Origin of the sequence: Thioalkalivibrio sp. ALE16, assembly GCF_000381305.1 — a bacterium.
In the GTDB taxonomy this organism is placed as follows: Bacteria; Pseudomonadota; Gammaproteobacteria; order Ectothiorhodospirales; family Ectothiorhodospiraceae; genus Thioalkalivibrio.
Genome location: NZ_KB906359.1, coordinates 139,603 through 165,452 on the forward strand (window position 1 = coordinate 139,603; position 25,850 = coordinate 165,452).

Consider the following 25,850-nt stretch of genomic DNA (forward strand, 5'->3'; position numbering starts at 1 on the left):
ATGGAACAGACGCAAAGCCGGATCGAACTGCAACCGGTGATCCTGGCCGGCGGCTCGGGCACCCGCCTGTGGCCGGTATCCCGCAGCCATTATCCGAAACAGTTCCTGCCCCTGACCGGGGAACAGACCCTGCTGCAGCAGACCGCCCAGCGACTGGACGGTCTGGGCGCGGCCCCGCCGCTGGTGCTGGCCAATGTCGAGCACCGTTTCCTGGCGGCCGAACAACTGCGCGCGGCGGGCGTACAGCAGGCACGCATCCTGCTGGAGCCCGAGGGCCGCAATACCGCCCCGGCGATCGCGCTGGCGGCATTGCAGGCGCGGTCCGAGGGGCGCGATCCGCTGCTCCTGGTGTTGGCGGCGGATCACCACATCGGCGATCCCGAGGCCTTCCGGCACGCGGTGGTGCGGGCGATGGCGCTGGCCGAGGCGGGGCATCTCGTGACCTTCGGGATCGTGCCCACGGCGCCGGAGACCGGCTATGGCTATATCCAGCAGGGTGAGGCACTGGGCGCGGATGGCGCGCGCGTCGCCCGCTTCGTGGAAAAGCCGGACGCGGCCACCGCCCGCGAGTACATCGAGCGCGGCGATTACCTCTGGAACAGCGGGATGTTCGTGTTTCGGGCGTCGCAGTATCTGGAAGAACTGGAACGTTTCGAACCCGTCATCGTGTCTGCTTGCCGGAGCGCCCTGGAAAACGCGCGGGAAGACCTCGACTTCCTCCGGGTGGACCCCGACGCGTTTGCGGCGGCCCCCCATATCTCGGTCGACTATGCCGTGATGGAGCGGACCGAGCACGCCGCCGTCACGCCGCTGGCGGCTGGCTGGAGTGACATCGGCTCGTGGTCGGCCCTGGCGGGGGTGCGGGGCGTGGACGAGCAGGGCAACACCCTGCGCGGGGACTGCCTGCTGGAAGACAGCGAGGGCTGCGTGGTCGATGCCGATGGTCTGCTGGTCGCGGGCATCGGGCTGCGCAATCTGGCGGTAGTGGCCACCCGCGACGCCGTGCTGGTGGCCGACCGCGACCGGGTGCAGGACGTCAAGCGCATCGTCGAACGCCTGCAGGCGGCCGACCGTAGCGAGCACGTGGACCACACCGTGGTGTACCGGCCCTGGGGCTGCTATGAATCCATCGATACCGGGTCGCGCTATCAGGTCAAGCGCATCACCGTGAATCCCGGCGCGCGCCTGTCGCTGCAGATGCATCACCACCGGGCGGAACACTGGGTGGTCGTCAGCGGTACCGCGCGCGTCACCAACGGCGAACAGAACTACCTGGTCACCGAGAACGAGTCGACCTTCATCCCGATCGGGCAGGTGCACTGCCTGGAGAATCCCGGCGCGCTGCCGCTGGAGCTGATCGAGGTGCAGTCCGGCAGTTATCTGGGCGAGGACGACATCGTGCGCCTGGAGGACGTCTACGGGCGCGCCTGAAGCACGTGCCGCCGGGGGCGGGAATGGTATGATCCCGCGTTTTGGGCGGGGCGTGGGGCGCACGCCGCCCGGCAGCGGGAGTCGATATGGCCAAAGTGGCATTGATCACCGGGATCACCGGACAGGACGGGGCCTACCTGGCCGAGTTCCTGCTGGACAAGGGCTACGAGGTACACGGCATCAAGCGTCGTTCCTCGCTGTTCAATACCGATCGCATCGACCACCTGTATCAGGACCCGCACGAGAGCGATCGCCGCTTCATCCTCCACCACGGCGATCTGACCGACTCCACCTGCCTGATCCGCATCATCCAGCAGGTGCAGCCGGACGAGATCTACAACCTGGCCGCGCAGTCGCACGTGGCGGTCTCCTTCGAGGAGCCGGAATACACCGCCAACTCGGATGCCCTGGGCACCCTGCGCCTGCTGGAGGCGATCCGCATCCTCGGCATGGAGCAGACCACGCGCTTCTACCAGGCGAGCACCTCGGAGCTCTATGGCAAGGTGCAGGCCACGCCGCAGGACGAAACCACCCCGTTTTACCCGCGCAGCCCCTATGCGGTGGCCAAGCTGTATGCCTACTGGATTGTGGTCAACTACCGCGAGGCCTACGGCATGTACGCCTGCAACGGCATCCTGTTCAACCACGAATCCCCGGTGCGCGGCGAGACCTTCGTCACCCGCAAGATCACCCGCGCCCTCGCACGCATCAAACTCGGGCTGCAGGAGCGGCTGTACCTCGGCAACCTGGACGCAAAGCGCGACTGGGGCCATGCCCGCGACTACGTCGAGATGCAGTGGCTGATGCTGCAGCAGGACACCCCGGACGACTACGTGATCGCCACTGGCGAACAGCACAGCGTACGCGACTTCGTCGACGCCGCGGCCCATGAGCTGGGCATGCGCATCGAATGGCGCGGCGAGGGCGTGGACGAGCAGGGCTTTGACGACAAGGGCCGCTGCATTGTGTCGGTGGACCCGCGCTATTTCCGGCCCACCGAGGTCGAGACCCTGCTGGGGGATGCCAGCAAGGCCAGGCGCGGGCTGGGCTGGGAACCGCGCATCCGCTTCGAGGAACTGGTGGCCGAGATGGTGCGCGAAGACCTCAGAAGCGCCGAACGCGACGAGCTGGTGCGCGACCACGGCTACCGCACCCTGAGCCGCCATGAGTAAGCCGCAGCGCGTCTTCGTCGCCGGGCATCGGGGGATGGTGGGCAGCGCCATCTGCCGCCAGCTCGAGGACTGGCCGGGCGTGGAGCTGCTGACCCGCACCCACGCCGAGCTCGATCTGACCGATCAGGCCGCGGTGGAGGCGTTCATGCGCGTGGAACGCCCGGACCAGGTCTATCTGGCGGCGGCTAAGGTGGGCGGGATTCACGCCAACAACACCTATCCGGCCGAGTTCATCCGCGACAACCTGGCGATCCAGACCAACGTGATTCACGCCGCCCACGGCGCCGGCGTACGGCGGCTTCTGTTTCTTGGCTCCAGCTGCATCTACCCGCGCGAGGCTCCGCAGCCGATCGCCGAGGCGGCCCTGCTGACCGGGCCGCTGGAGCCGACCAACGAGCCCTACGCCATCGCCAAGATCGCCGGCATCAAGCTGTGCGAGAGCTACAACCGGCAGTACGGCACGGACTACCGCTCGGTCATGCCGACCAACCTCTACGGCCCGGGCGACAACTACCACCCGGAGAACAGCCACGTGATCCCCGGACTGATCCGGCGCTTTCACGAGGCGAAACAGGCCGGCGCCGATTACGTGACCGTCTGGGGCAGCGGGACCCCGCGCCGCGAGTTCCTGCATGTGGATGACATGGCGGGGGCCTGCGTGCACGTGATGAACCTCGACCAGACCACGTACGCGGAGCACACCGAGCCGATGCTGAGCCACATCAACGTGGGCACGGGCGAGGATCTGACCATTGCCGAACTGGCGCAGCGGGTGGCCGGCGTCGTCGGCTTCCGGGGCGAGCTGCGCTTTGACCGCTCGAAGCCGGATGGCACCCCGCGCAAGCAGCTGGATGTGTCGCGCCTCGGGGCGCTGGGCTGGAAGGCCCGCATCGGGCTCGACGAAGGGCTGGCCGGGGCCTATGCCGAGTTCCTGGAACACGGCGGAGCCAACCGGTGAGCGATTCGCCGACGGACCGGATCCGGGTCAAGTTCCTGTCGACGATGCGCGAGGCGATCTGGCGTCACCAGTTGCCGGACGGCGAGGCGCGCTGGGGGCGTTGCGAGTTCACCTTCGACCCGCAGGCCACCGAGTACGACTGGCTGGTGGTGTACGACGAATTCCCGTCCAACACCGGGCGCAACCGGCATTACAGCGAACGCCTCGCCTGTGGCGCCGAGCGCACCCTGCTGGTGACCATGGAGCCGCCCTCGATCAAGTCCTACGGCCGGCGCTTTACGCGCCAGTTCGGCCGGGTACTGACCTCGCACCCGGAATGGGCGCTCAAGCACCGGCGGCGCATCCATTCCCAGCAGGGGATGATCTGGTACTACGGCTTCGGCAGTCAGGGTGAACGGCCGTACAACGACATGCGGGCGAACCCGCCGCTGGAAAAGACCCGCGACATCGCCACCATGTGCTCGGCCAAGCGCCAGCGGCACACCCTGCATCGGCGGCGCTACGACTTCACCTGGGCGCTGAAGGCCCAACTGCCGGAGCTGGAGATCTTCGGCAAGGGCGTACAGCCGCTGGACGACAAGGCCGAATGCCTGGATGCCTACCGCTATCACGTCGCGGTGGAGAACTACGTGGGGCCGCATCACTGGACCGAGAAGCTGGCGGACGCCTTCCTCGGCGCCACGCTGCCGTTCTACTACGGCGCGCCGAATGCCGCGGACTACTTCCCGCCGGAGAGCTTCATTGCCATCGACATCGACGATGTCGAAGGGACGGCCGAGCGCATTCGCCGCGCGATCCGCGACAACGAATACGAACAGCGGCTGCCGCATATCCTCGAGGCCCGGCGTCGCGTGCTGGAGGAGTACAACCAGTTCGCCGTCGTCGCGGGCATCATCGAGGCCGCGCACGATACCGAACCGGCCGGGCCGACCGGCCAGTGGATACACTCGCGCCGGGCCCTGCGCCGCCGCGACCCGCTGGCCGCCCTGGAGGGCGCCTGGGAAAAACTCACCCAGCGCATCGGCCACATTTCCGGCCGCGCTGGCTGAGGTATTTCGCGGGCCAGGGACAACAGGCCGAGAGATCACGCCTGTCCAACCAGGGCCGTTTCGCGTGATCGATTCAGCGATGCATCCCGGGAATTCTCGGTGAACTCCGTCTGCTCTGTGGTTTTCCTTCGTGCCTTCGTGAGCTTCGTGGTGAATAAGGCCCCGGTCTTTTAGTCGCTATGCGGATGACGAATGCCGATCAGCCGAAGTCGCGGGAGCGGGTGGTCAGCTCGCCCAGCCAGGCGCTGCGGTCGATCAGGCGCTGCACGATCAGGTGGCCGACCCCCTCGCTGTACTGCCATTCCCCGTGGGCCTCCAGCAGGCGGCCGTGCAGGACCTCGGCGCGAAAGCGCTCCACCCGGTTCGGCCAGACGATCAGGTTCAGTGTGCCGCTCTCATCCTCCAGGGTCAGGAACACCGTGCCGTTGGCCGATCCCGGCCGCTGGCGGGTGATCACGAGACCGGCATAGCGGGCGCCCGGGTGCCCGGGGCGCTCCAGTAGCCGGGCGGCGGTGGGTAAACGTCTTTGCTCCAGAAACGGGCGCATCAGCGCCAGCGGGTGCGGGCCCAGGCTCAGGCCCTGGGTGGCGTAGTCCTGCACCAGGTCGTCCACCGCATCCGGGCGCGGCAGCAGCGGGGTCACGTCGGCCTCGCGCACCGTCTCGGCCGGGGCTTCGGCAAACAGGGGCAGGGGTTCCTCCACCGCCTCGGTCGCCCAGCGCGCCTGGTGGCGGTTGCCGGCCAGCCCCTTCAGGGCATCGGCGCGGGCCAGGCGGTTGGCCTGGGCGCGGGTCAGGGCGGCGCGGGCCACCAGGTCCGGCACGTCCGCGAACGGGCGTTCGGCGCGCGCGGCGACGACGCGCTCGGCCACGGCCCGCGCGAGCCCGCCAACCCGGTTCAGGCCCAGGCCCAGGCGCAGCGCCAGCGCGTCGCTCCCGGCCACCGGCTCCACCGTGCAGTCCCAGTCGCTGCAGCGCACATCCACCGGGCGCACCTCCACGCCGTGGCGGCGCGCGTCGGCGACGATCTGTGCCGGGGCGTAGAAGCCCATCGGCTGGCTGTTCAGCAGCGCGCAGGCAAAGATCGCCGGTTCGTGGCACTTGAGCCAGGACGAGACATAGGTGATCAGCGCAAAGCTGGCCGAGTGCGACTCGGGGAAGCCGTATTCGCCAAAGCCGAGGATCTGCTTGTACAGCTGCTCGGCGAACTTCTCCGGATAGCCGCGTTGCCGCATGCCGTCCATCAGGCGCTCGCGGTAGCGTGCGAGCTGGCCGGTACGGCGCCAGGCCCCGATCGCGCGGCGCAGCCCGTCCGCCTCGCCGGCGGAGAAGCCTGCAGCGACCATCGCCAGCTCGATCACCTGCTCCTGGAAGATCGGCACGCCCAGGGTGCGCCCCAGCACGCGCTTCACCTCTTCGTTCGGGTAGCGCACCCGCTCCGGGTGGGCGCGGCGCTTCAGGTACGGGTGCACCATCTCGCCCTGGATCGGGCCGGGGCGCACGATGGCGATCTCGATCACCAGGTCGTAGAAGTTCGCGGGCTTCAGGCGCGGCAGCATGCTCATCTGCGCGCGCGACTCGATCTGGAACACGCCCAGGGTGTCGGCCTTCTGCAGCATGCGGTAGACCGCCGGGTCCTCGGCGGGGATGTCGGCCAGGCCCCAGTCGCGTCCCCGGTGGCGGGCCATCAGCTCCAGCGCGCGGCGCACGCAGGAGAGCATGCCCAGCGCCAGCACGTCGATCTTCAACAGCCCCACCGCGTCGAGATCGTCCTTGTCCCACTGGATCACCGAGCGCTCCGGCATCGCCGCGTTCTCGATCGGCACCAGCTCGTCCAGCCGGCCCTCGGCGATCACGAAGCCGCCGGTGTGCTGCGACAGGTGGCGGGGGAAGCCCAGCAGCTCGGCGGTCAGCGCCTGCCACTGTCGGGCCAGGGCACCATCCGGGTCCAGCCCGACCTCGCGCAGGCGCTCGGCAGGGATGCCGTCGTCCCACCAGGCGAGGTTGGCGGTCAGCGCATCCAGCCGCGCGCGCGAGATGCCCAGGGCGCGGCCGACGTCGCGCAGGGCGCTGCGCCGGCGGTAGCGGATCACCGTGCAGGCCAGCGCCGCGCGCTCGCGGCCGTAGCGCTGGTAGATGTACTGAATCACCTCCTCGCGGCGCTCGTGCTCGAAGTCGACATCGATATCCGGCGGCTCGCCACGCTCGGCGGAGATGAAGCGCTCGAACAGCATGCTGGAGCGCGAGGGGTCCACCGCCGTGATCCCGAGCGCATAACAAACGGCGGAATTCGCCGCCGAGCCGCGCCCCTGGCACAGGATCCCGCGGCCGCGGGCAAAGCGCACGATGTCGTAGACCGTCAGGAAGTAGGGCTCGTAGCCGAGCTGCGCAATGATCCCGAGCTCGCGCTCGATCTGCTCGGACACCTTCGGCGGGATGCCGTCGGGCCAGCGCCCGCGCGCGCCCTTCAGGGTCTCCTCGCGCAGGTAGGCGGCCGGGCTCGTGTCCCGGGGCAGGGGATCGGTCGGGTAGCGGTAGGTGACCGCATCCAGCGAGAAGTCGCAGTCCTGTGCGATCCGCACACTGGCTGCGAGCCAGGCGGCGGGATACAGCGTGGCCAGGTCGTCGCGCGGGCGCAGGCAGCGCTCGCCGTTGGGGAAGCGCGCCGGGGCCGCCTCGGCAACCGTGGTGCGCAGGCGCAGCGCGGTCAGCACGTCCTGCAGGGCACGCCGGCCGCGAGCGTGCATGTGCACATCGCCGCAGGCGACGATCGGGAGCCCCGTCGTGTCGGCGAGCTGCCGTGCGCGGGTCGCGAGCGGGGCATCCTCCGGCGTGCGCAACTGGCTGACTGCCAGATGGGCCTGGTCCGGCACGGCCCACCCGGCCAGCCAGCGGGCCGTTTCGGCGAGCGTCGGCTCCGCGATCTCGGGCTCGATGCGCAGCAGGACGTGCCAGCCGGTACGGGCCTCGGCGGGCAGGGCGTCGAGGTCCGCTTGCGTCAGGTGGTAGTGCCCCTTGTCCGCCGCCCCGCGCGCCCGGGTGATCAGACGGCACAGCGCGGCATAGCCCGCCGCATTACGCACCAGCAGGGTCAGGGCGGGGCCGTGTGTCAGCCGGAAGGTCGCCCCCAGGATCAGGTGCAACCCGCAGTCCTTCGCCGCCGCGTGGGCGCGGACCACGCCGGCCAGCGAGGCGGTATCGGTCAGCGCCAGCGCGCAGTAGCCCAGCGCCCGGGCGCGCTCCACCAGCTCCTCCGGGTGCGAGGCCCCGCGCAGGAACGAGAAGTTGCTGACGCTCGTCAATTCGGCATACGCCGGGCTTGCGGGCTGAGGGGGCGGGGTGTCTTCCATATACTGTATATAAAAACAGTACAGCGGCGCACGCAAGAAACCGGGCCCGCGCGGAGGGTCCCGGAATGCACCTCACCGCCTGCAGTGGCGCTACACTGAGGGGACATTCCCGACGCGCTGGAGCGCCTTGTGAACCCGCCAAGCACCGATTCGCCCGTTCTCGATATCGGCATTATTCCGTTGCCCGAGGGCGGGGCCATTGGGATGACCCGCTGCCCCGGAAAACGCCCGAATGAAGCGGTCTGCGCGCCGCGGGATGTTCAGGCGGATCTTGTGGCCCTGCGGGACTGGGGCGCGGAGACCGTCGTGACCCTGAACCAGAACCGCGAGCTGACGGGGCTCGGGGTGCCGGACCTGGGCGCAAGCGTCCAGGCAGCCGGCATGCGCTGGGTGCACCTGCCGATCGGGGACATGGCCGCCCCGGACCGTCCCTGGGAAACAGGCTGGGGAGACGTCGGGCCCCGCATCCATCAGTGGCTGCGGGCGGGGGAGCGCGTGGCCTTTCATTGTGGTGGCGGGCAGGGTCGCGCGGGGACCATCGCGGCCCTTACGCTCATTGAACGCGGATACACGCCGGACGAGGCCATTCAGACGGTGCGCAAGGCCCGCCCCGGTGCGATCGAGAGCCCCGACCAGGAGCGCTACCTGCTGAATCGACCGCTCCCCACTTGATCGGACTGCCTGGCGTTACAGGCCGTTCCGGGCGAGCAGTTCCGGGATCTGGCGCTTGAACCGGAAGAATCCGTGGGTGGCATGGGGCCAAGCGAGGTCGTCCCACATCCGGCGCAGCGGAATGACCTCGATTCCGTCTTCCCCCAGCTCGTGAGCAATGACATCCAGGGCGTCGGCCAGGGGCCCGACAGGCGCCTCCGGTGTGGCGATGGTGGTCACGCCGGCGGCGGCACACTGCGACCGGAGGGTCTCCGCATGGAGTTGCGGGAGAACGGTTGCGGGTTGCTGTAGGCTCTCGCCCGCGCGCCGCGCCGCATCCTCGGCTAGCGTGTCTACCCAGTGGCTAGTCGCGGCCCCAAATGGCCAGGGCATGTCAGGGTGGCCGCGCCGGGCGACGGCGATTGCCGCCACGTCGGTCTCCTTCGGCAATACTTCCTGACCGCTCAAGTCGTCGCCATGCAACAGGAGGAGCACGCGCCGGCCGCGCGGCAGGGTTCGCGGGCCCGGGAGGGCCCCAGCAGCAGGCGGACTCTCGTCGCGGATAGCGGGCGCTTCGGACGCCAGACCGTGCGGACCGAACCGATTGTCGGTAAACCGGGCAATATTGTCGGTCGTTGCGAGGTAGGTCTTGCCCGGCGTCTGGATGCCCGCGACCCAGCGCCAGCCCAGGGTGTTGGAGGCAGGGTCGGCATCGAGCAGATGGCGCAGGAAGAAGTCCGCCCCCAACGTCCACGGCAGCCTCAGAGTGAAGATCCAGATCGACGCAAACCACATGCGCGCATGGTTGTGCAGATACCCGGTTGCGACCAGTTCGCGGGCCCATTGGTCGAATCCGTCGACTCCGCTGCGCCCGGCCTCGGCCGCGGCGACGGCCTCGCGCAGGCCATCGTCTTCGGCGAGGCGTGCCCGATCGCTGTCGCGTTCTTCCAGGAAGGCCCGCCAGACGCGGGGGCGCATCTGCAGCCACCCCTTCCAGTAGGTACGCCAGAAGACTTCCTGGACAAACTTCTCGGCCGCCTCGGGTGAATGCCGGGCCAGGACCCGTGCGATCACCTCGTGTTCGCTAATGGCCCGATGGCGGATGTAAGGCGAAAGCAGCGATACGTTGTCGCGGCCACCGGGCCCGGGGTCGCGGTTGCGCTGGGCCGCATAGTGACGCCCCGCGCGGGGGACAAAATCCGACAGCCGCTCCAGGGCGGCCGCCCGTGACGGCGGGAAAAGGGCGTCGCGTTCGTCTGGTGTGTCGCCGTCGGTGTCGACGAGGCCGGTCATGGGGTGCCCCTGTGCGGGGCGGGAAGGTTCTCGAGGACCGCGTCCGCTAGGGCCTGGCCGCTGTCGAATGCCGACTCGACGCGCGGTCCCAGGGCCCAGTCCCCGCAGGCGCCCAGGCGCTGCCCGGCGTCCCAGAGGCAGGGGCGGCCGGCGGCCTGCTCGACTCGCGCGTACAGCCACCGGTGGACCTGATGCTGGAGCAGGCGGGCGGAGCCGAGCAGGGGCCGCAGGGCGCTCAGTAGCGGATGGGCCAGTTGATCCGGGTCTTCCTGGATGTGCTCGCGGGACCAGTCGGGGCCAGCGTGGGCCACGAGGGCCTCGGATTCCGCATCTCGGCCAGGTTTGGTGCCGTTCCGGGCAACCCATGCCAGTGGTTGCCCGGACAATTCGCGCGACGTTTCGTGCAGGTCGGTCCGGCCTTCGACGGCGGCCATCAACGCAATGCAGGGGGCATAGCGAACGCCCGCGAGCTCCGCAAACCCCGTCTCGGCGGTGGCCGCCAGCTCTGCGGCCTGCGGTGCGGGCAGGGCGAGCAGGACTGCGTCGAACGGGCCCTCAAGGCCGGCATGTTCAGGCACCGGCTCGATCTGTAGATACCAAACCTCGTCTGAACGTCGAAGGCCGTCGACTCGGGAGTTGCGCCGCACCTCCAGGGGTGCAGCCAGGGCACCGGCCGGGGCCGTCATGTCGGGGTGGCCCACAAGCCTGTCGGCTCCCCATTCCGCCACCACACCCTGCGCTTGCCAGGCCTGTACCTGACGGCGAAAGCCTGCCCCACGAGCAGTGAAATACTGGGCCCCGTGATCGAAGCTCAGGCCATCCGTGCGCCGCGTCGCCATGCGTCCGCCGAGGCCCCGGCTCTTCTCCAGCACGAGACAGTCATGACCGGCATCGTGCAGCCGCCGGGCGGCTGCGAGCCCGGAGATCCCGGCACCAATGATCGCGATGCGTGCCACAACCCTTCAGCCGCCTGTCGGGACCATTGGGCGCACGCGGGAGAACCCTCCGTCCACCGACAGGACCTGGCGGGTGACCCATCCGGCCTCGTCGGACAACAACCATGTGACAGCCCGCGCGAGGTCTTCCGCCTGCCCGTAACGCTGCAGCGGATACTGCGCCACGATCTGTGCCTCGGCACGCGGGGAGGCAAACAACCGTTCGGTGGCGCCCGTCCGTGTCAGCCCGGGTGCAATCCCGTTAACCCGGATGCCGTGGCCGGCGTAGGTCGCGGCAGCGGCCGGGACCAGGCTGGCGATCGCACCCTTGGCCATCGCAATCGCCTCGTGATTGGACACGCCGATCTGAGCAACGACCGAGCTGAACAGAACGGCGCTGCCGCGGGGTTCGTCCGTCTGGAGTCGGGCCTTCACCCAGGCGCGCAAAGTGTAAAAGGCGCTGTCCTGGTTGGCCGCCATGCAGTCGCGATACTGCGCCTCTGTGGTTCGGTGCAACGGGGCCAGCAGCGCGCTGCCGGCACAGTGAGCGAGTCGCGTGGGGGGCTCGCCGAAATGTTCGGAGGCCCGGACCACGGCCGCATCCGCGCCTTCAGCGGTGCTGACATCCGCGGCGATCGTACAGGCCTCGAGGTCATTCGGAAGCTGCCCGCGAAGGGCGTCCAGCCCCTCGGCGTTGCGCGAGACAAGAGCGACCCGGTCATATGCGGGATCGAGGGATCGCAACAGCGCGCTTGCCACCCCGCCGGTTGCGCCGGTCACCAGGACTGTCCGTTTGGTCATCGCGCGTGGCTCCTTCGGGCTACTTACATGGGGCAAGACAAAGCGTTCGTCCTGTCTCCGGAGGGCAAGTTCAACAGGGACCTTCGAGCCGCCCCTGAGCGGGTTGTCGCTTTGCCCCGCACGAACCCCGAGCGCGGCCGGGTGTCTGCACTGGGAAGACCGGGCGGCGGCTTCCATGCAGACCCGCCCAGCCCCACCTTGCGGAGTCCGTGACAGATGCCCAAGCCCGTTCACCTCGTATGGTTCAAGCGCGATCTGCGCGTCGATGATCACGGCCCGCTCCATCACGCCGCACAGGCGGGACCCATACTGCCGCTGTACATCGTGGAGCCCGGCTACTGGGAGCTGCCGGATACGAGCCGGCGCCATTGGGATTTCATCCGGGCCAGCCTCCTGGAACTGGACCAGGCCTTGTCCGATCTTGGTCGGTCCCTCGTCGTGCGCGAGGGCTCTGCGGTGGAGGTGCTCCAGCAGCTACTCGACGAGATCCCGGTTGCAGCCGTGTACAGCCATCAGGAAACCGGGAATCGCTGGACCTATGACCGTGATCGTGCGGTCGCACGCCTGCTGCGCGATCGCGGTGTCCCGTGGCGCGAGTATCGTCAGCATGGGGTCGTGCGCGGGCTGCGCAACCGCGATGGCTGGGCGTCCCAGTGGGAGGATTTGATGCGTGAACGCCCCTTTGGCGCACCTGGGGCTTTGGCTGCTGGACCCGCGGTGGCCGGCGGGGTCGACCGCCTGCCGCAGGCTCCGGCGGGTGTTGCGGCCGACGCCGCGATCGATCTGCAGTCCCCGGGGTTGCAAGCCGGGCGCCGCGTTGTGCGCGAGTTCCTGCGCGAGCGCGCAGAGCACTATGCCGGTGGTATCAGCAGCCCCGCGCGGGCCTGGACCGCCAGTTCGCGGCTGAGCCCGCATCTGGCTTACGGCACGGTTTCGTTGCGCCGCGTGCTGCAGGCCTCGCGCGAACGTCAGAGGGAGGTGGGCGCGCCGCGCGGCCTGGATCGCCGGCAGGCAGCATGGAAGAGGTCGCTGCGCCAGTTCGAGGAGCGGTTGCACTGGCACTGCCACTTCATGCAGAAGCTGGAAGATGCCCCGGACATCGAGTTCCAGAACCTGCATCGTGCTTGCGATGGACTGCGTGAAGACGCCTTTGATGAGCACCGTTTTCGTGCCTGGCAAGACGGCCTCACGGGATACCCCCTGGTCGATGCGGGCATGCGCGCCTTGCGCGATCACGGCTGGATCAACTTCCGTATGCGCGCGATGGTCGTCGCGTTCGCCTCATATCACCTCTGGCTCCACTGGCGCCGGCCCGCGCAGCATCTGGCACGCATGTTCACGGACTACGAGCCCGGCATCCACTATAGCCAGATGCAGATGCAGTCGGGAACGACGGGTATCAACGCCCTGCGCATCTACAACCCGGTGAAGCAATCGCTGGATCAGGATCCGGACGGCGTGTTTATTCGGCAATGGGTACCGGAACTGGCGCGAGTACCGGGCGACTGGATTCACCAGCCCTGGAAGATGACAGAGGGCCTGCAGCGTGAATCCGGTTGCCGCATTGGCCACGACTATCCGCTGCCGGTGGTGGATCACGAGCACGCGGCGCGGCTGGCACGTGAACGCTTCAAGTCGGTGCGCGGGACCGGGGCTTCCCGTCAGGAGACGGCCGGTATCCACCAGCGCCATGGCAGCCGGCGCCGCCCTTCTGCGCGTACCCCGGGCCGGACGAGGCAGGCGCGTACGCGGGATCAGATGGACCTGTTCCCGGACCCGGATCCGTGAGCGGCTTCCGGGGTACGGCTTCGGTGCTCGTCGAACAGCGCGGCTGTCCTGCATGTGTACGCGGTAGAGTAGGGCGTTACGGCCGGCTCGGTAGGGCGGGCTCGCTCCGTCAATCGTCACCGGTACCGCTCGAGGCATACCATGCGAAGCGCGATCTATGATTTCCTGATCCTGCGGCTGACGGCCCGCTGGTACGCGGCGGCGCTGGAACGGATTCCCGACGGGGCACGGGTTCTGGACGTGGGGATCGGCACGGCCGGGGCATTACTGGCCAACGCACCGGGTGTCAGACGCAAGGAATTGCGTGTCACGGGGATCGACATCGACGGCGACTACGTCCGTCGGGCCCAGCGGCGGTTGGCGGAGTCACCGTTGGCCGACTGCGTCGAGGCGCGTCAGGAATCCGTGTACGACCACGCGGGCGGCCCCTACGACGTGGTGTATTTCTCGGCGAGCTTCATGCTGCTGCCCGATCCAGAACAGGCCCTGCGCCATGCCACTGGCCAGCTACGACCGGACGGTCGCTTCCTGTTCACGCAGACCATCCAGCGTCGGCCCTCTCGCTGGATGGAGTGGTTCAAGCCGCTGCTGCGACGGCTCACTACCATCGATTTCGGGCAGGTGACCTACGAGGCGGATCTCCGTGCCCAGCTGGCGGCGGCCGGGCTGGTGGTCGAGGAATGGACCGTACTCGCCACCCACGGGGCTCGCGCCTCCTGTCTGGTGGTGGCGAGACCTGCCAGTACGACCGCCGGTCAGGATGCCAGCCAGCGCGCCAGCAGCATATAGCGGCCACTCATCGATCCAGACCACCAACCCCCGTAGGAGCCTGCTTGCAGGCGAAGTTCCGAACAGGCGGTCATTCCGGAAACGCACAGCGGTTATTCGGGAACTCGGGCTCCGGGGCCGGGGCGGACGCCAGAGATCCCGGCTCTGCGCTTTGCTCCGGCCGGGATGACGGTGTGGCGCGTGGAAGGAGAAGGGCGCCCACTTCCTCACGCTTCGCCGTCTCTCCGCTCGGGGCGATGTGGGGTCAATCCGAAGGCAGACATCCAGGCACCGAGGGGTTACGGGCGTTCGTGCTCTTCTCCGGAGCCCAGCCAGAAGTCCAGGCGTTTGGCCAGAAACTCCTGCCCGCTCATGTAGTGGGACCCATCACAGGAGAAGTTGAGGCCAACCATGCCGTTGAAGATATTGAGGGAGCCGGAGCGCAGGTAGATCGTGTCGTCCATGAAGCGCAGCTCGCGGAAGGTACGGAACACGGCTGCGACCTGCTCCGTGGAGAGTACTGCCTCCTCGGGGTAGGTCCGCTGGGGATAGGCGAGACAGATCCCGGGATCCGTGAGGTCCTCGTAGTCCAGCAAGCGGTAGCGGAACGGGTCGTCGCGCAGCCACAAGGTGGCCCGGGAACTGGAGAAATGCAGCTTGCCGTGGAATACGCCGTGGGCGGCCACCAGCTCGGTCAGGAGATCCAGTACCTCGTCGATCCGGGTGTCGAGCGGGCTGTCCACCCGATGCTGGTTGAACAGGCCCCCGCGGATCGCTGGATCCCCCTTCAGCTGCATCCATTGGTCCGGCTGCTGATAGAGGTCGCGGGTCAGGGGCAGCTCCCGCAGGTCGAAGTCCGCCCCCAGGAATCCCAGCAGTGTGCCGTCGCTTTCGGTCAGACGTTGCACGGCCGTCAGGGTAGGGCGGCGCCGATTGCGGCTGATGTAGGCCGACGACATGGAGAATTCGGCACCCGCCAGGGCATCGGCCATGTAGGGCCGGGTGCTGCGATCCCTTCCGGCCTGGTCCGGCAAGGGGCCTTCCGGGGATACGTTGGCGGTCACCTGGTGAGCGCGCGGATCGAGCACATAGAGGTACTTGCAGGACGGCAGCGCGCCCAGGGCCACGGCGAGTCGCTGCTCGAGGGCCTCACGATCGCCCCACCTCTCGGCGCAGGGGCCCACCAGCCGCGCCAGGGCGGTCGACAGTTGCCCCTGAAGCAGCAGTCGCTGCCGGGCCACCGCCGTCATTGTCGCTTCACTCATGGTCTTCGCTCGGATGATACCGATGGAAACGCGCCCGCCAGGGGCGACCGTCTCGCGAGGGTGCCGCAGGACCGGCGGTGGCGCAACAACCGACTTGACGCATCCTGACGTCGGATAGGCCACGGCGTTGGGCGTGTCACCATTACGGGCTATAAGTGGCCCCTTGATGGGACTATTCGTAGAGACAGCTACCACAGCGCGGTGCGCGCTCAACAGCTCAGGTCGGTCCTCTGGCCGAGGCAGCGGCAAAAGACAAGCACCGGCCCGCGAAATCCAAAGGTAAGCCCCTGATCCCCGCAGGTTCCGTCAGCGAGCTGCGCGAGAAGCCAGCCATCACCGAAACGACGATACCGCCCCAAAGCGCTTGCGCCTGTTCGTCACCGAGGCTGAAGCCTCCCTACTGTAGGAGGCGAGCCCTCTCGCCGATCGGGCATGTCCGGCGCCCCATCGCCCAGAGGGCTGGGCTCCTACCGGAGAAGGGGGCTGTGGCGGCATGTGAACAAGATGGGTGTCCTCTTCCGTGGTCATCCCGGAAACCGCGCAGCGGTTATCCGGGATCTCGGCCGCCGAGGCAGGAGCGGACGTCAGAGATCCCCCTCTCCGCTTCGCTCCGGCCGGGATGACCGTGGGCACCGGGAGGAAGATGGGTGCCCTCTTGCTCGGTCCTCTTTCTCGGTCACAGGGACGCGGCGGTCCGATGGAGAATCGCATGGCGATCGGCAAGCGCCGTGATGTCGCGGTCGTAACCCCCGCCGATCACCGCTGCCACGGGCGCGGCCCTCTCGCGACAGACCTGCAGCACGTGCCGGTCACGCGCCTCGAGGCCCGCATCGGTCAGCTCCAGATGCCCCAGCCGATCCGCTTGATGTACATCGACGCCGGCGTCGTACACCACCAGGTCCGGGCGCACGTCGTCGATCAGGGTCGCAAGGGCATCTCGCAGGGTGGCCAGATACGCATCATCGCCGGTGCCGCGGGCGAGTTCGATGTCGTGGTCGCCGGGCGTCTTGCGCGCCGGGAAATTGCTGCCCGCGTGCATGGAGAAGGTCACCACCTCGGGGGTATCCGCGAAGATGGCGGCCGTCCCATCGCCCTGGTGGACGTCGAGGTCGATGATCAGGACACGCTGGACCCATCCCATAGCGCGCGCATGGGCCGCTGCGACGGCAATATCGTTGATCAGGCAGTACCCGCTCGCGAACCCCGCGTGGGCATGGTGGGTGCCGCCGGCGGTATTCAGAGCCAGGCCGTCGCTCAGTGCGGCCTCCACGGTCAGCAGGGTGCCGCCCGTCTCCAGTCGCACGCGCTCCACCAGCGCTTCCGACCACTGGAACCCGCTGCGCCTCTGGGCGGCTTTGCTGGTCTGGCCGGACAGGAAGGCATCCAGGTAGGCCGGTGTATGCACGCGGGCCAGAGCCCCCCGAGGGGCGATCTCCGGTTGCAGCCAGTCGATTGTCGTGTCGCCCAGCTCGGTTTCCAGCCGGTCCCGCAGGACCCGGAACTTTGCCATGGGGAATGGATGCCCATCCGGCAGTTCGATCGTGTAGCGCGGATGATGGATCAGCGGAAGCGGCATACGGCGGACTTGTCCTTCAGGCTTCGGACTTCTGTGCCAGGATCATGTAATTGACACTCATCGATCTCGACAGCCACATCCGGCGGGAAAGCGGATTCACCTTGACTCCCGTCTGCGCCACAGGCTCCAGGCCGTCCCGCGCCAGCAGGTCCCGCGTTTCCCGAGGCGTCACAAAGCGCTTCCACTGATGAGTGCCCCGGGGCAGGATGCGGAACAGATACTCCGCCCCGACAATCGCCACCACGAACGAGACCGGATTGCGATTGATGGTGGCCACGAAGGTGTGCCCGCCGGGACGCAGCATGCGGTTGACGCTCCCCATGAACGCGGGCAGGTCCGCCACATGTTCGACCACCTCCATGTTCAGGATCACATCGAAGGTCTCGCCACGCGCGGCGAGGGCCTCCGCGGTGTTCACTTCGTACCCGATATCCAGGCCCTGCTCCGCGGCATGAAGCCGCGCAGCGGCAATGTTGCGGTCAACGACGTCCACGCCCAGTACATCCGCGCCCAGGCGGGCCATGGCCTCGCTCAGCAACCCGCCGCCACACCCGATATCGAGCATGCGCAGGCCGGCCAGGGGGCGCTCGGCCTCCGCGTTCCGCTCGAGCGAGCGACAGAGTTGGTCCCGGATGTAGTCGCTGCGCAGGCCGTTCAGCACGTGCAGGGGCCAGAGTCTTCCATCCGGTTGCCACCACATCTCGGCCAGGGCGCGGTAGCGCTCCACCTCGTCCGGGTCTACGGTTTGGTCACGTTCCACATTCGGAGAAGTCATGGGCTGGGTCGCTCGCCATCGGCACAAAGGTCTCTTTCCGACCACACGTCGCCGGTTTTGATCGCAGCTGCGGACGATCCGCATTCCCGTGTACCCCTGATCACGCCCCATAGCCCTGAGAGATTCTGGGCCCAGTAGGCGCCTGCCTGCAGACGAAGACCCGTCAAAAGTCGGGCGCGGGCAGGGGATTCGCCTGCAAGCAGGCCCCTGCAGGAGGCGTTTGGTGTCCCGGGCCGATCGGAATCCGCGCTGTGGTTAACGGCCCTTGGGGACAGGCGGGGTGACGTCAGAGAGTCCGGCTCTTCGCGGCCGTATCGGCCGGTTACCGGCATCCAACCCTGTCATTGATCAGCACAACGTACGGAACTTGCTGTGACGTCGTATCAACCAACGAGTTGAGGAAATCGCCACGGACACCTAAAACATGGATCAGTGTTTCCCTAAAGGGTGCAATTGCCTAGTCCAGCAGGAGGGAGCGTCATGAGTTGCCAGGAACATCCGAATCACGAGCATGAACACGGACCCGGCTGCGGACACACCGCGGTGGAGCACAACAGACACGTCGATTACCTGCATGATGGCCATCTCCACCATCCGCATGGCGACCATGTTGACGAGCATGTCATCGAGGTGAGCGAAACGAACCCGGATCACTGCACCCCGGACCACCAGTGCCAAGGTCATGACCCGAATCACGTGCACGGTCCCGGCTGCGGCCACGAGCCCGTTCCGCACGGGGACCACGTCGATTACCTGGTAGATGGCCACCTGCATCACCCCCATGGTGACCACTGCGACGACCACGGGCCCCTCAAGGTCGTGGCATCGGGGACCTGACTCACGCCATCTCGGCCACGGGATTGGTTTGCCCGGCTCCCCGATCCTGTGTTGCGCCCCGAATGCATCAAAGACGCGCGGGTAGAACCGCTACCCGCTGCGCGTCGCGCCTGGTCTCGGAAAACCTGTGGCACCCACGCGAGTGGGTACATCGATCAGCGTTTCCCTAACGGACCTCACGACGCCGGTTTTGATCGCGGCGGCGGGCGCACCGCAGGATCGTGTACCCCAGATGCCTCTCCCATAGCCCTGAGGGATTCTGGGCGCGGTGGGCGCCTGCCTGCAGGCCAAGCCCCGGCCAAAGCCGAGCGGGCCGGGTATTCGCCTGCAAGCAGGCTTCTGCAGGAGACTTGCGGTGTTCCGGACTGGCTGGAGAGCTTGCCGGGCACAGTTGCGATGCTGGATCTGACCAGGGGTGGGTGGCCTCTTGGTTGGTGTTGGACCGGACCGAGCGAATAATGGGATTGTTCTCGGAGCGTTTGTGATCAGGAGAAGCAGCATGAGGGGTCTGGAAGGAAAGGTGATCGCAATTACCGGTGGCGCCGGAGGTATAGGCGAGTGCACTGCGCGCATGGCGTACGAGCTGGGTGCCAGCCTGGTGATTACCGACCGCGAGACCGGACCGGTCGAAGCCATCGCCCGGTCCCTGGGTGAGCGGGCGATCGGGATGGCGGTGGACGTCACTCAGCGTGAGGATAACGAGCGCATGGTGGCGGCCGCGCTGGAACGCTTCGGCCGTCTCGACGGGGTGTTCCTCAACGCCGGGATCGAGGGCGAGGTCGGCCCATTCGAAAGCCGCTCCGATGCAGCCTGGGAGAAGGTCTTCGCCGTCAACGTGCAGGGCGTGCGCCTGGGCGCGGAGGCCGCTTTGCCGGCGCTGCGACGTGGCAGCGGCGGGAGTATCGTGATCACCTCCAGCGTGGCCGGGCTGCGCGGCGCCGTGGGCTTGTCGCCGTACGTGTCCAGCAAGCATGCGGTGGTCGGCATGATGAAGTGCCTGGCCGCTGAGCTGGGGCCGGAGAACATCCGTGTGAATACACTCAACCCGGGGCCGGTCGCGAATCGCATGATGCAGTCCATAGAGGAGCAAGCGAAGCCCGGTCACGCCGACGAGGTGCACCAGGCCTTCGAGGCACGCATTCCGCTGGGCCGCTACGTCAGCAACGAGGAGTGTGCCGGTATGGCGGTTTTCCTGCTGTCTGACGCTGCTTCGGGCTGCACTGGCAACACGTATGTTGTTGACGGCGGCCTCTGCTCGCAGTAACGCCGAAGGAACCGGCGGTCCTCGGTCTTCGTTGGCGCGAACGTAAAGTGTCGTCGTCCAGCGGGTAGTGGTTCTACCCGCAAGCGGCGCAACGCAGGATTGGGGAATCTGGGGTGCCACCCCTACAACCTATCGATATATCCCACCTAGACCGGGCGGTAACGGCGCATCTGGCCGACGAGCACCCCCTGGATGCGCAGCTGGTCCGGGGTGACGAAAAGGGGTGTGTAGGCCGGGTTCTCCGCATGCAGCAGGACGCGACCCGGCTTCTGTTCGATCCGCTTCAGCGTGGCGACTCCGTTATCGATCAGGGCGACCACGATCTCGCCGTTGCGGGCTTCGCTGCGCGACTCGATGACCACCCAGTCTCCGTCCAGGATGCCGACATCCTGCATCGAGTCGCCCTTCACCTTGAGCACGTAGCACTCGCCGCGCCCGCGCAGGTGGGCGGGTACCTCCACGGGCTCGGGATGCGCCAGGGCATCGATGGGCTGGCCCGCCGCGATCCGGCCCAGCAGGGGCAGGGTGTTCGGGGTCCACGTGTCCCCATCCGTTGCGGGGTATTGGGTATCCGTGAGCGCCGGCAGTTCATTGGCCAGCCGGATGCCGCGATGACGGCCCCGGGCAGGCTGGACGTAGCCCGCGGCTTCCAGCGCCCGGATGTGCTTGTGCAGCGAGCCGCGCGAGCGCAACCCCAGCGCCTGTGCCAGCTCTTCCAGGCTCGGGGCGTGCCCCTCCGCCGCGAAGCGCTGCAGGGCCTCGAGCACCCGACGCTGGTGCGGGGTCAGTGCCTCCATGGCATCCGCTCTCCTGGTGTTGGATCGTGCTGGACCGGGAACATTGTTCTCCGTTTGTTCTCCGGGCTATGATCGCCACTGTACGGCTCCCGCGAGAAGATTGCCATGACCGAACCGGCGTGCGTCATCCACGAAGATTCTGTCCCCGAGCTGAGCGCCGAACCCCAGGGTGGTGAGGCGGGTGCACGACGCCTGGTCGAGCGCATCAAGGAGCGTTACGCCAAGCGCATTACCGGTGAACTGGTCCTGCCGGCGCGGCCCGCGCAGTATGCGGATCTCCCAGTGGATCTGGACCCGGCCATTGCCGGCGCCCTCCGGTCGCGGGGCGTGGAGCAGCTGTACAGCCACCAGCGCGAGGCCTGGGATCAGATCCGCGCCGGCCGCCACACCGTGGTGGTCACGCCGACCGCCTCGGGCAAGACGCTTTGCTACAACCTGCCGGTGCTGCAGGCAGCCCGCGAGAACAAGGCCAAGGCGTTGTACCTGTTCCCGACCAAGGCGCTATCGCAGGACCAGGTCGCGGAGCTCATGGAGCTCAATGAGGCCGGGGACCTGGGAGTCCGTGCCTACACGTTCGACGGCGATACCCCGGGGGATGCCCGCAAGGCGGTGCGTACCCGGGGCGACATCGTCGTGACCAACCCGGACATGCTTCACCAGGGCGTCCTGCCGCACCACACCAAGTGGGCCCAGTTCTTCGAGAGCCTGCAGTACGTGGTGATCGACGAGACGCACACCTATCGCGGCGTGTTCGGTTCCCACGTGGCGAACGTGATGCGGCGGCTACGCCGTATCTGCCGGTTCTATGGAGCGGACCCGGTTTTCATCATGAGCTCGGCGACCATCGCCAACCCGGAAGAACTGGCCTCGGGTCTGGTCGGCGAGCCGGTGACGGCGATCACCGAGAGCGGGGCACCGGCCGGGGAACGCCATCTGCTGCTGTGGAACCCGCCGGTGGTCAACGCGGACCTCGGCATCCGCGCCTCGGCCCGTTCCCAGGTCACGCGAATCGCACGCATGGCCCTGCGCGGCAAGCTCACCACCATCATCTTTGCGCGCACCCGACTGATGGTCGAAGTGATCACCCGCTACATGAAAGACGTGTTCGACAACGACCCGCGCAAGGCCTCGCGCGTCGCGGCGTACCGGGGTGGTTACCTCCCGAACGAGCGCCGCCAGACCGAGAAGGCGCTGCGCAGCGGCAACGTCGATTGCGTCATCGCCACCTCCGCGCTGGAGCTGGGGGTGGATATCGGCAGCCTCGATGTCTGCCTGCTGACCGGGTACCCCGGGACCATTGCCAGCACTTGGCAGCGTCTCGGCCGGGCCGGCCGGCGTAACCGCCCGTCGCTGGGCGTGCTGGTCGCCAGTTCCGATCCGCTGGACCAGTACATCATCCGGAACCCGGAGTTCTTCCTCGGTCAGTCCCCGGAACAGGCGCGCATCGCGCCGGATCAGCTTCTGATCCTGCTGGATCACGTGCGCTGCGCGGCCTTCGAGCTGCCCTTCCGCAAGGGCGAGACCTTTGGTGGCGAGGATCTGGAGTCTCTGCTGGCCTACCTGGAGGAGCAGGGCGTCCTGCACCGCGAGTCGGATACCTGGCACTGGACCGAGGACAGCTACCCCGCCCAGAGCGTCAGCCTGCGCTCCGTCGCCGAGGGCAACTTCGTGGTCGTGGACACGACCGACGGCCAGCAACAGATCATCGCCGAGGTGGATTTCTCCAGCGCGGCCGAGACGCTGTACGAAGGGGCGATCTATCTGGTCCAGGCCGTGCCCTACCAAGTTGAGCGGCTGGACTGGACCGGGCGCAAGGCCTTCGTCACGCGCACCCGCGCGGACTACTACACCGACGCCATCGACTACACCCGCCTGAAGATCCTCGACGGCTTCGAACGCAGCCCGGCGGGGCAGGGCGAGGCCGCACGCGGCGAGGTCCACATCGTCCGGCGCATTCCCGGCTACAAGAAGATCCGCTACTACACCCACGAGAACATCGGCTACGGCAACATCCACCTGCCGGACCAGGAGATGCACACCACGGCCGTCTGGTGGCAGATGGCACCCGAGGCGCTGGAACAGCGCTTCGCCTCTCGCCACGAGGCCCTGGATGGCTTTCTCGGTGCCGCCTACGCCATGCACCACGTGGCCGCACTGGTGGTGATGTCCGAGCCGCAGGATCTGGGCCGGGCGGTGGGCGATGGTGATGCCCGCTGGTTTGCCACCGTGGGCGCGAACGGCCGCGGCCAGTTGCGCACGCTGGATGGCGGCGAGTGCGATCCGGAACAGGAGGGCCGCTTTCGCCCGGCCGTGTTTCTGTACGACCACTATCCGGGCGGCGTCGGCCTGTCCGCGCCCCTGTTCGATGCGCGCCAACGGGTCATCGGCGACGCATTGACCCTCATCCGGCAGTGCGACTGTGCCCACGGCTGTCCGGGCTGCATCGGACCCATCCTGGCCAGTGACGAGGTGCGCGGGTTCTCGCCGAAACAGGCTGCGATCACGGTCCTGGAGGGCCTGGAATCCCATGGGTCTGCATGACCGCCTGAACACCCTGCGCCGCCAGTCCGGTAGCGAACCGCCGGCCCCTGGCCGGACCTCGGCGGATCCTCACAGTGCCGGGGCCGCATCGGGCAAGGGCAACGTGCTGGACGAGATCCGGGCCCGGCTCGACCGTATGGGTGGGGCGGGCACCGGTCGAACACGGCCGAACCGTACAGCCGCCGAATCCGCCATCCCGCCCGAAGAACTGGCCAGGCGCTTGGATGGCGAACTCCTGACGCCACAGGTGATCCAGCTCGACCGCGCGATGCCGGATCGCCACGCCCATGGCCGGCATACCCTGGCACGGGCGCGCGAACCGGCAATGCCGTTCTGGAACACCGATCAGCGCCTGGGTTTTATCGATACCGAGACCACGGGCCTCGCCGGGGGTGCCGGGACGGTCGCGTTTCTGGTCGGGCTGGCGACCCTTCGGGATGACCGGGTCCGCCTGCGTCAGTGGTTGATGACGGCGTTCGCGGGCGAGGGTGCCCTGCTGGAAGCGGTCGACGCCGCGCTGAGCGAGTGCGACCACCTCGTCAGCTACAACGGCAAGACCTTCGATCTGCCGCTGCTCCGAGATCGTCGTCGTATGCAGCGACGCCCGGATGCGCCGGAGGCCGCGCACACCGATTTCCTGCACCCGGTGCGCAGCCTGTTTAGCCACGCCTGGCCGGACTGTCGCCTGCGAACGGTCGAGGAGCGCCTGCTGGGACTCGATCGTCAGGACGATCTGCCCGGGGCCGAGGCCCCGTGGGCCTGGAAGGCCTATCTTGCCTCCGGGCGCAGCGAGGAACTGGAGCGCGTCGTCCGGCACAACACCGACGACATCCTGTCCCTGACCCTGCTGGGTCCGGCGCTGGCGTCCGTGCTGTTACAGCCCGCGGCCCATGGGGCGTCGGTGGAGGGCGCCGCGCGCCTACAGGAACGCCTGCAGGGCGCGGACACTGCCCGGCGGCTGCTCGAATCACACCAGCACCAGCTATCGCCAGCCGGCCGGTTGTGGCTTGCGCGCGAATGGCGTCGCGAGGGGCGATATGACCAGGCCGTGCCCGTCTGGGAGGCGCTGGCGGAGCAGGGCGTCCAGGAGGCACTGGAGGCGCTGGCCAAATACCACGAGCACCAGCGCCGGGACTGGAAACGCGCGCTGCAGTATGCCGGGCAACTGGGATCCGGGCCCCGGGCCAAGGCACGGATCGCAAGACTGCAGGGGCGGATCGACGCAACGGCCCGGTAAGGCGAGACGACATGTGTGGACGATTTGCGCGCTACTCGGCCACCAGCGAACTGGCCTGGCGCTATTTCGAGACACCGATTGACCAGGACCTTGATGCCCCGCGGTACAACGTGGCACCAGGCACGGACATCGAGGCGTTCCGGGCGGACGAGCAAGCCAGGGCCACGTTTCACACCATGCACTGAGGCTTGCCCGGCCGAAAGGCGTCACCGAAGGGCCGCAGCCAGTCCATGCGCGTGCCGAAAAGATGGCCAGCAGCCCGTACTTTCGGAGCGCCTTCGCGCATCGGCGCTGCATCATCCCGGCGGACGGCTGGTTCGAATGGCAACTGACCGGACGGGGCAGGCAGCCGCATTCCATCACCCTGACCGACCACGCGCTGCAGGACGTGCTGTTCCTCGCCGGCATCTGGGGGGGCCGACCGCGGAGGGTGGGGCCTGCTGCGCGATCATTACCGAGCCCTCGTCCGAGCAGCTGGCGTTCATTCACGCCCGACAGCCCCTCGCGCTGGACGCCACATGCCGCTGGGATTGGCTGGACCCCGCCATCACGGGCTGCGAGCAGGTTCGTCACATGACCCGGCGCCTGCCGCCCAGCGCCTTGCAGGCATACCCCGTTTCGACCCGAGTGAACCGGCCGCAAAACGACGCCCCGTCCGTCCTGGGCCATACCAGCTAGCTGTCCCGAGACGCAACGATCGGGACCCGGCCCGTCTGACCGCGGGTGCGCATTTCGGTACCCTGACAGTTAGGGACGAGGCACATGGAAATGTCGGAGATTGCGGCTTCGCGGCAGGGGGGTGGTCGATGGAACTTCGGGAAGGGCGACGCAGGGGCGTTCGCATGACCGCGGAAGTACAGCCGTTGCAGGGTGCCCCCGCATTCCGGGCAAATGGGTGGGTCCGCGATGTCAGCCTTAGCGGCCTTTACGTAGAGATGCCCGTTTCAGGTATCTCCGAGCATTCAAGACTGAAAGTGACGGTGAGCCCGGAAGAGGGCGCCGACGGCCGGACCTATGTTTGGCAGTGCATCGTGATGCGGGTGGATGAGCATGGCGCGGGCGTCATGTTCGATACCGAGGATCCGTCGAGTGTCGAGGGCCTGCTCGATCTGATGCGCGAGTCCATCGGACTCCCACCCGATTCGCGATAATCCGAACCCCAAGAGCGAATCCTGCTGCTCGGCCCAGCGATTGGCCAAGAGAAAAAGGCCAGGCCTGGCCCTTTGACCCGCGCACAATACCGATTTCGCTCGCACCCGCGCCCCCTGACCAACCCCGATGGCCCTGAGAGACCCGGGGCCCCGTAGGAGGCTGCTTGCAGGCGAAGCCCCTGCCAAAGCCAGACGCGGGCAGGGGCTTCGCC

20 protein-coding genes and 1 pseudogene are annotated in these 25,850 nt (G+C 67.7%); 12 read left to right on the plus strand and 9 right to left on the minus strand.

The annotated features are described in order from the left end of the window. From F627_RS0107020 to F627_RS0107035, 4 genes are all read left to right on the plus strand, one after another. Nucleotides 1–1,431 (plus strand): mannose-1-phosphate guanylyltransferase/mannose-6-phosphate isomerase, encoded by a 1,431-nt coding sequence (locus F627_RS0107020; protein ID WP_019583644.1) that lies wholly within the window; start codon nt 1–3, stop codon nt 1,429–1,431. 86 nt (nt 1,432–1,517) lie between these two features. Further along, the gene (gene gmd, locus F627_RS0107025) at nt 1,518–2,603 is read left to right on the plus strand and encodes a GDP-mannose 4,6-dehydratase (RefSeq protein WP_018882149.1); all 1,086 of its coding nucleotides are present in this window, start codon (nt 1,518–1,520) and stop codon (nt 2,601–2,603) included. After that, a complete protein-coding gene (locus tag F627_RS0107030; protein WP_018882148.1) occupies nt 2,596–3,561 on the plus strand; it encodes a GDP-L-fucose synthase in 966 nt (321 codons plus the stop codon). Before gmd ends, F627_RS0107030 begins: the two co-directional genes overlap by 8 nt. Continuing rightward, nucleotides 3,558–4,610: a glycosyltransferase family 10 domain-containing protein gene (locus F627_RS0107035; protein WP_018882147.1), complete on the plus strand. Its 1,053-nt coding sequence runs from the start codon at nt 3,558–3,560 to the stop codon at nt 4,608–4,610. The genes F627_RS0107030 and F627_RS0107035 overlap by 4 nt, the downstream gene beginning before the upstream one ends. Before the next feature lie 199 nt (nt 4,611–4,809). Here F627_RS0107035 and F627_RS0107040 read toward each other — a convergent pair whose 3' ends face one another. After that, a complete protein-coding gene (locus F627_RS0107040; protein ID WP_026332051.1) occupies nt 4,810–7,959 on the minus strand; it encodes an error-prone DNA polymerase in 3,150 nt (1,049 codons plus the stop codon). A 129-nt stretch (nt 7,960–8,088) separates the two neighbouring features. On the opposite strand from F627_RS0107040, the gene F627_RS0107045 reads away from it, so the two are divergent. After that, nucleotides 8,089–8,631 (plus strand): cyclin-dependent kinase inhibitor 3 family protein, encoded by a 543-nt coding sequence (locus tag F627_RS0107045; protein ID WP_019583646.1) that lies wholly within the window; start codon nt 8,089–8,091, stop codon nt 8,629–8,631. 15 nt (nt 8,632–8,646) lie between these two features. Here the strand turns inward: F627_RS0107045 and F627_RS0107050 are convergent, their stop codons facing one another. From F627_RS0107050 to F627_RS0107060, 3 genes are read right to left on the minus strand one after another with little or no spacing between them, the layout of a single operon-like run. Next, on the minus strand, nt 8,647–9,903 hold the full coding sequence (locus F627_RS0107050; protein ID WP_019583647.1) for an FAD-binding domain-containing protein: 1,257 nt from the start codon (nt 9,901–9,903) through the stop codon (nt 8,647–8,649). After that, nucleotides 9,900–10,859: an NAD(P)/FAD-dependent oxidoreductase gene (locus tag F627_RS0107055; protein ID WP_019583648.1), complete on the minus strand. Its 960-nt coding sequence runs from the start codon at nt 10,857–10,859 to the stop codon at nt 9,900–9,902. Before F627_RS0107055 ends, F627_RS0107050 begins: the two co-directional genes overlap by 4 nt. 6 nt (nt 10,860–10,865) lie before the next feature. After that, nucleotides 10,866–11,639: an SDR family NAD(P)-dependent oxidoreductase gene (locus F627_RS0107060; protein ID WP_019583649.1), complete on the minus strand. Its 774-nt coding sequence runs from the start codon at nt 11,637–11,639 to the stop codon at nt 10,866–10,868. 216 nt (nt 11,640–11,855) lie between these two features. Here F627_RS0107060 and F627_RS0107065 point away from each other — a divergent pair, with 216 nt between their 5' ends. Further along, the gene (locus F627_RS0107065) at nt 11,856–13,427 is read left to right on the plus strand and encodes a deoxyribodipyrimidine photo-lyase (protein WP_019583650.1); all 1,572 of its coding nucleotides are present in this window, start codon (nt 11,856–11,858) and stop codon (nt 13,425–13,427) included. 141 nt (nt 13,428–13,568) lie between these two features. Beyond that, complete coding sequence (locus tag F627_RS0107070; RefSeq protein WP_018867434.1) at nt 13,569–14,216, plus strand: bifunctional 2-polyprenyl-6-hydroxyphenol methylase/3-demethylubiquinol 3-O-methyltransferase UbiG; 648 nt, start codon at nt 13,569–13,571, stop codon at nt 14,214–14,216. A 278-nt stretch (nt 14,217–14,494) separates the two neighbouring features. Here the strand turns inward: F627_RS0107070 and F627_RS0107075 are convergent, their stop codons facing one another. The 4 genes from F627_RS0107075 to F627_RS17320 form a co-directional block, all read right to left on the minus strand. Beyond that, nucleotides 14,495–15,445: a PDC sensor domain-containing protein gene (locus F627_RS0107075; protein ID WP_019583651.1), complete on the minus strand. Its 951-nt coding sequence runs from the start codon at nt 15,443–15,445 to the stop codon at nt 14,495–14,497. A 691-nt stretch (nt 15,446–16,136) separates the two neighbouring features. Continuing rightward, the gene (locus F627_RS0107080; protein WP_018879045.1) at nt 16,137–17,036 is read right to left on the minus strand and encodes a histone deacetylase; all 900 of its coding nucleotides are present in this window, start codon (nt 17,034–17,036) and stop codon (nt 16,137–16,139) included. A 16-nt stretch (nt 17,037–17,052) separates the two neighbouring features. Then, nucleotides 17,053–17,811, minus strand: a complete 759-nt coding sequence (gene ubiG, locus F627_RS0107085; protein WP_026280213.1) for a bifunctional 2-polyprenyl-6-hydroxyphenol methylase/3-demethylubiquinol 3-O-methyltransferase UbiG — start codon at nt 17,809–17,811, stop codon at nt 17,053–17,055. A gap of 429 nt (nt 17,812–18,240) precedes the next feature. After that, on the minus strand, nt 18,241–18,615 hold the full coding sequence (locus F627_RS17320) for a hypothetical protein (protein WP_018875403.1): 375 nt from the start codon (nt 18,613–18,615) through the stop codon (nt 18,241–18,243). Between the two features lie 532 nt (nt 18,616–19,147). Here F627_RS17320 and F627_RS0107095 point away from each other — a divergent pair. Further along, a complete protein-coding gene (locus F627_RS0107095) occupies nt 19,148–19,912 on the plus strand; it encodes an SDR family NAD(P)-dependent oxidoreductase (protein WP_026280543.1) in 765 nt (254 codons plus the stop codon). 146 nt (nt 19,913–20,058) lie between these two features. On the opposite strand, the gene lexA is transcribed toward F627_RS0107095, so the two are convergent. Beyond that, nucleotides 20,059–20,709 carry a transcriptional repressor LexA gene (gene lexA / locus F627_RS0107100; RefSeq protein WP_019583652.1) on the minus strand — a complete coding sequence of 217 codons (651 nt, stop codon included), beginning with the start codon at nt 20,707–20,709 and terminating at the stop codon, nt 20,059–20,061. Between the two features lie 105 nt (nt 20,710–20,814). On the opposite strand from lexA, the gene F627_RS0107105 reads away from it, so the two are divergent. The 4 genes and pseudogenes from F627_RS0107105 to F627_RS15965 all read left to right on the plus strand — a co-directional run bounded on the left by F627_RS0107105 (nt 20,815) and on the right by F627_RS15965 (nt 25,638). After that, nucleotides 20,815–23,250, plus strand: coding sequence for a DEAD/DEAH box helicase (locus F627_RS0107105; protein WP_019583653.1), 2,436 nt, complete (start codon nt 20,815–20,817; stop codon nt 23,248–23,250). Further along, nucleotides 23,237–24,487 (plus strand): ribonuclease H-like domain-containing protein, encoded by a 1,251-nt coding sequence (locus F627_RS0107110; protein ID WP_019583654.1) that lies wholly within the window; start codon nt 23,237–23,239, stop codon nt 24,485–24,487. Before F627_RS0107105 ends, F627_RS0107110 begins: the two co-directional genes overlap by 14 nt. Before the next feature lie 11 nt (nt 24,488–24,498). Continuing rightward, a pseudogene (locus F627_RS16380) lies at nt 24,499–25,165 on the plus strand (SOS response-associated peptidase). 128 nt (nt 25,166–25,293) lie between these two features. Then, nucleotides 25,294–25,638 carry a PilZ domain-containing protein gene (locus F627_RS15965; RefSeq protein WP_038028152.1) on the plus strand — a complete coding sequence of 115 codons (345 nt, stop codon included), beginning with the start codon at nt 25,294–25,296 and terminating at the stop codon, nt 25,636–25,638. Nucleotides 25,639–25,850 lie beyond the last annotated feature (212 nt).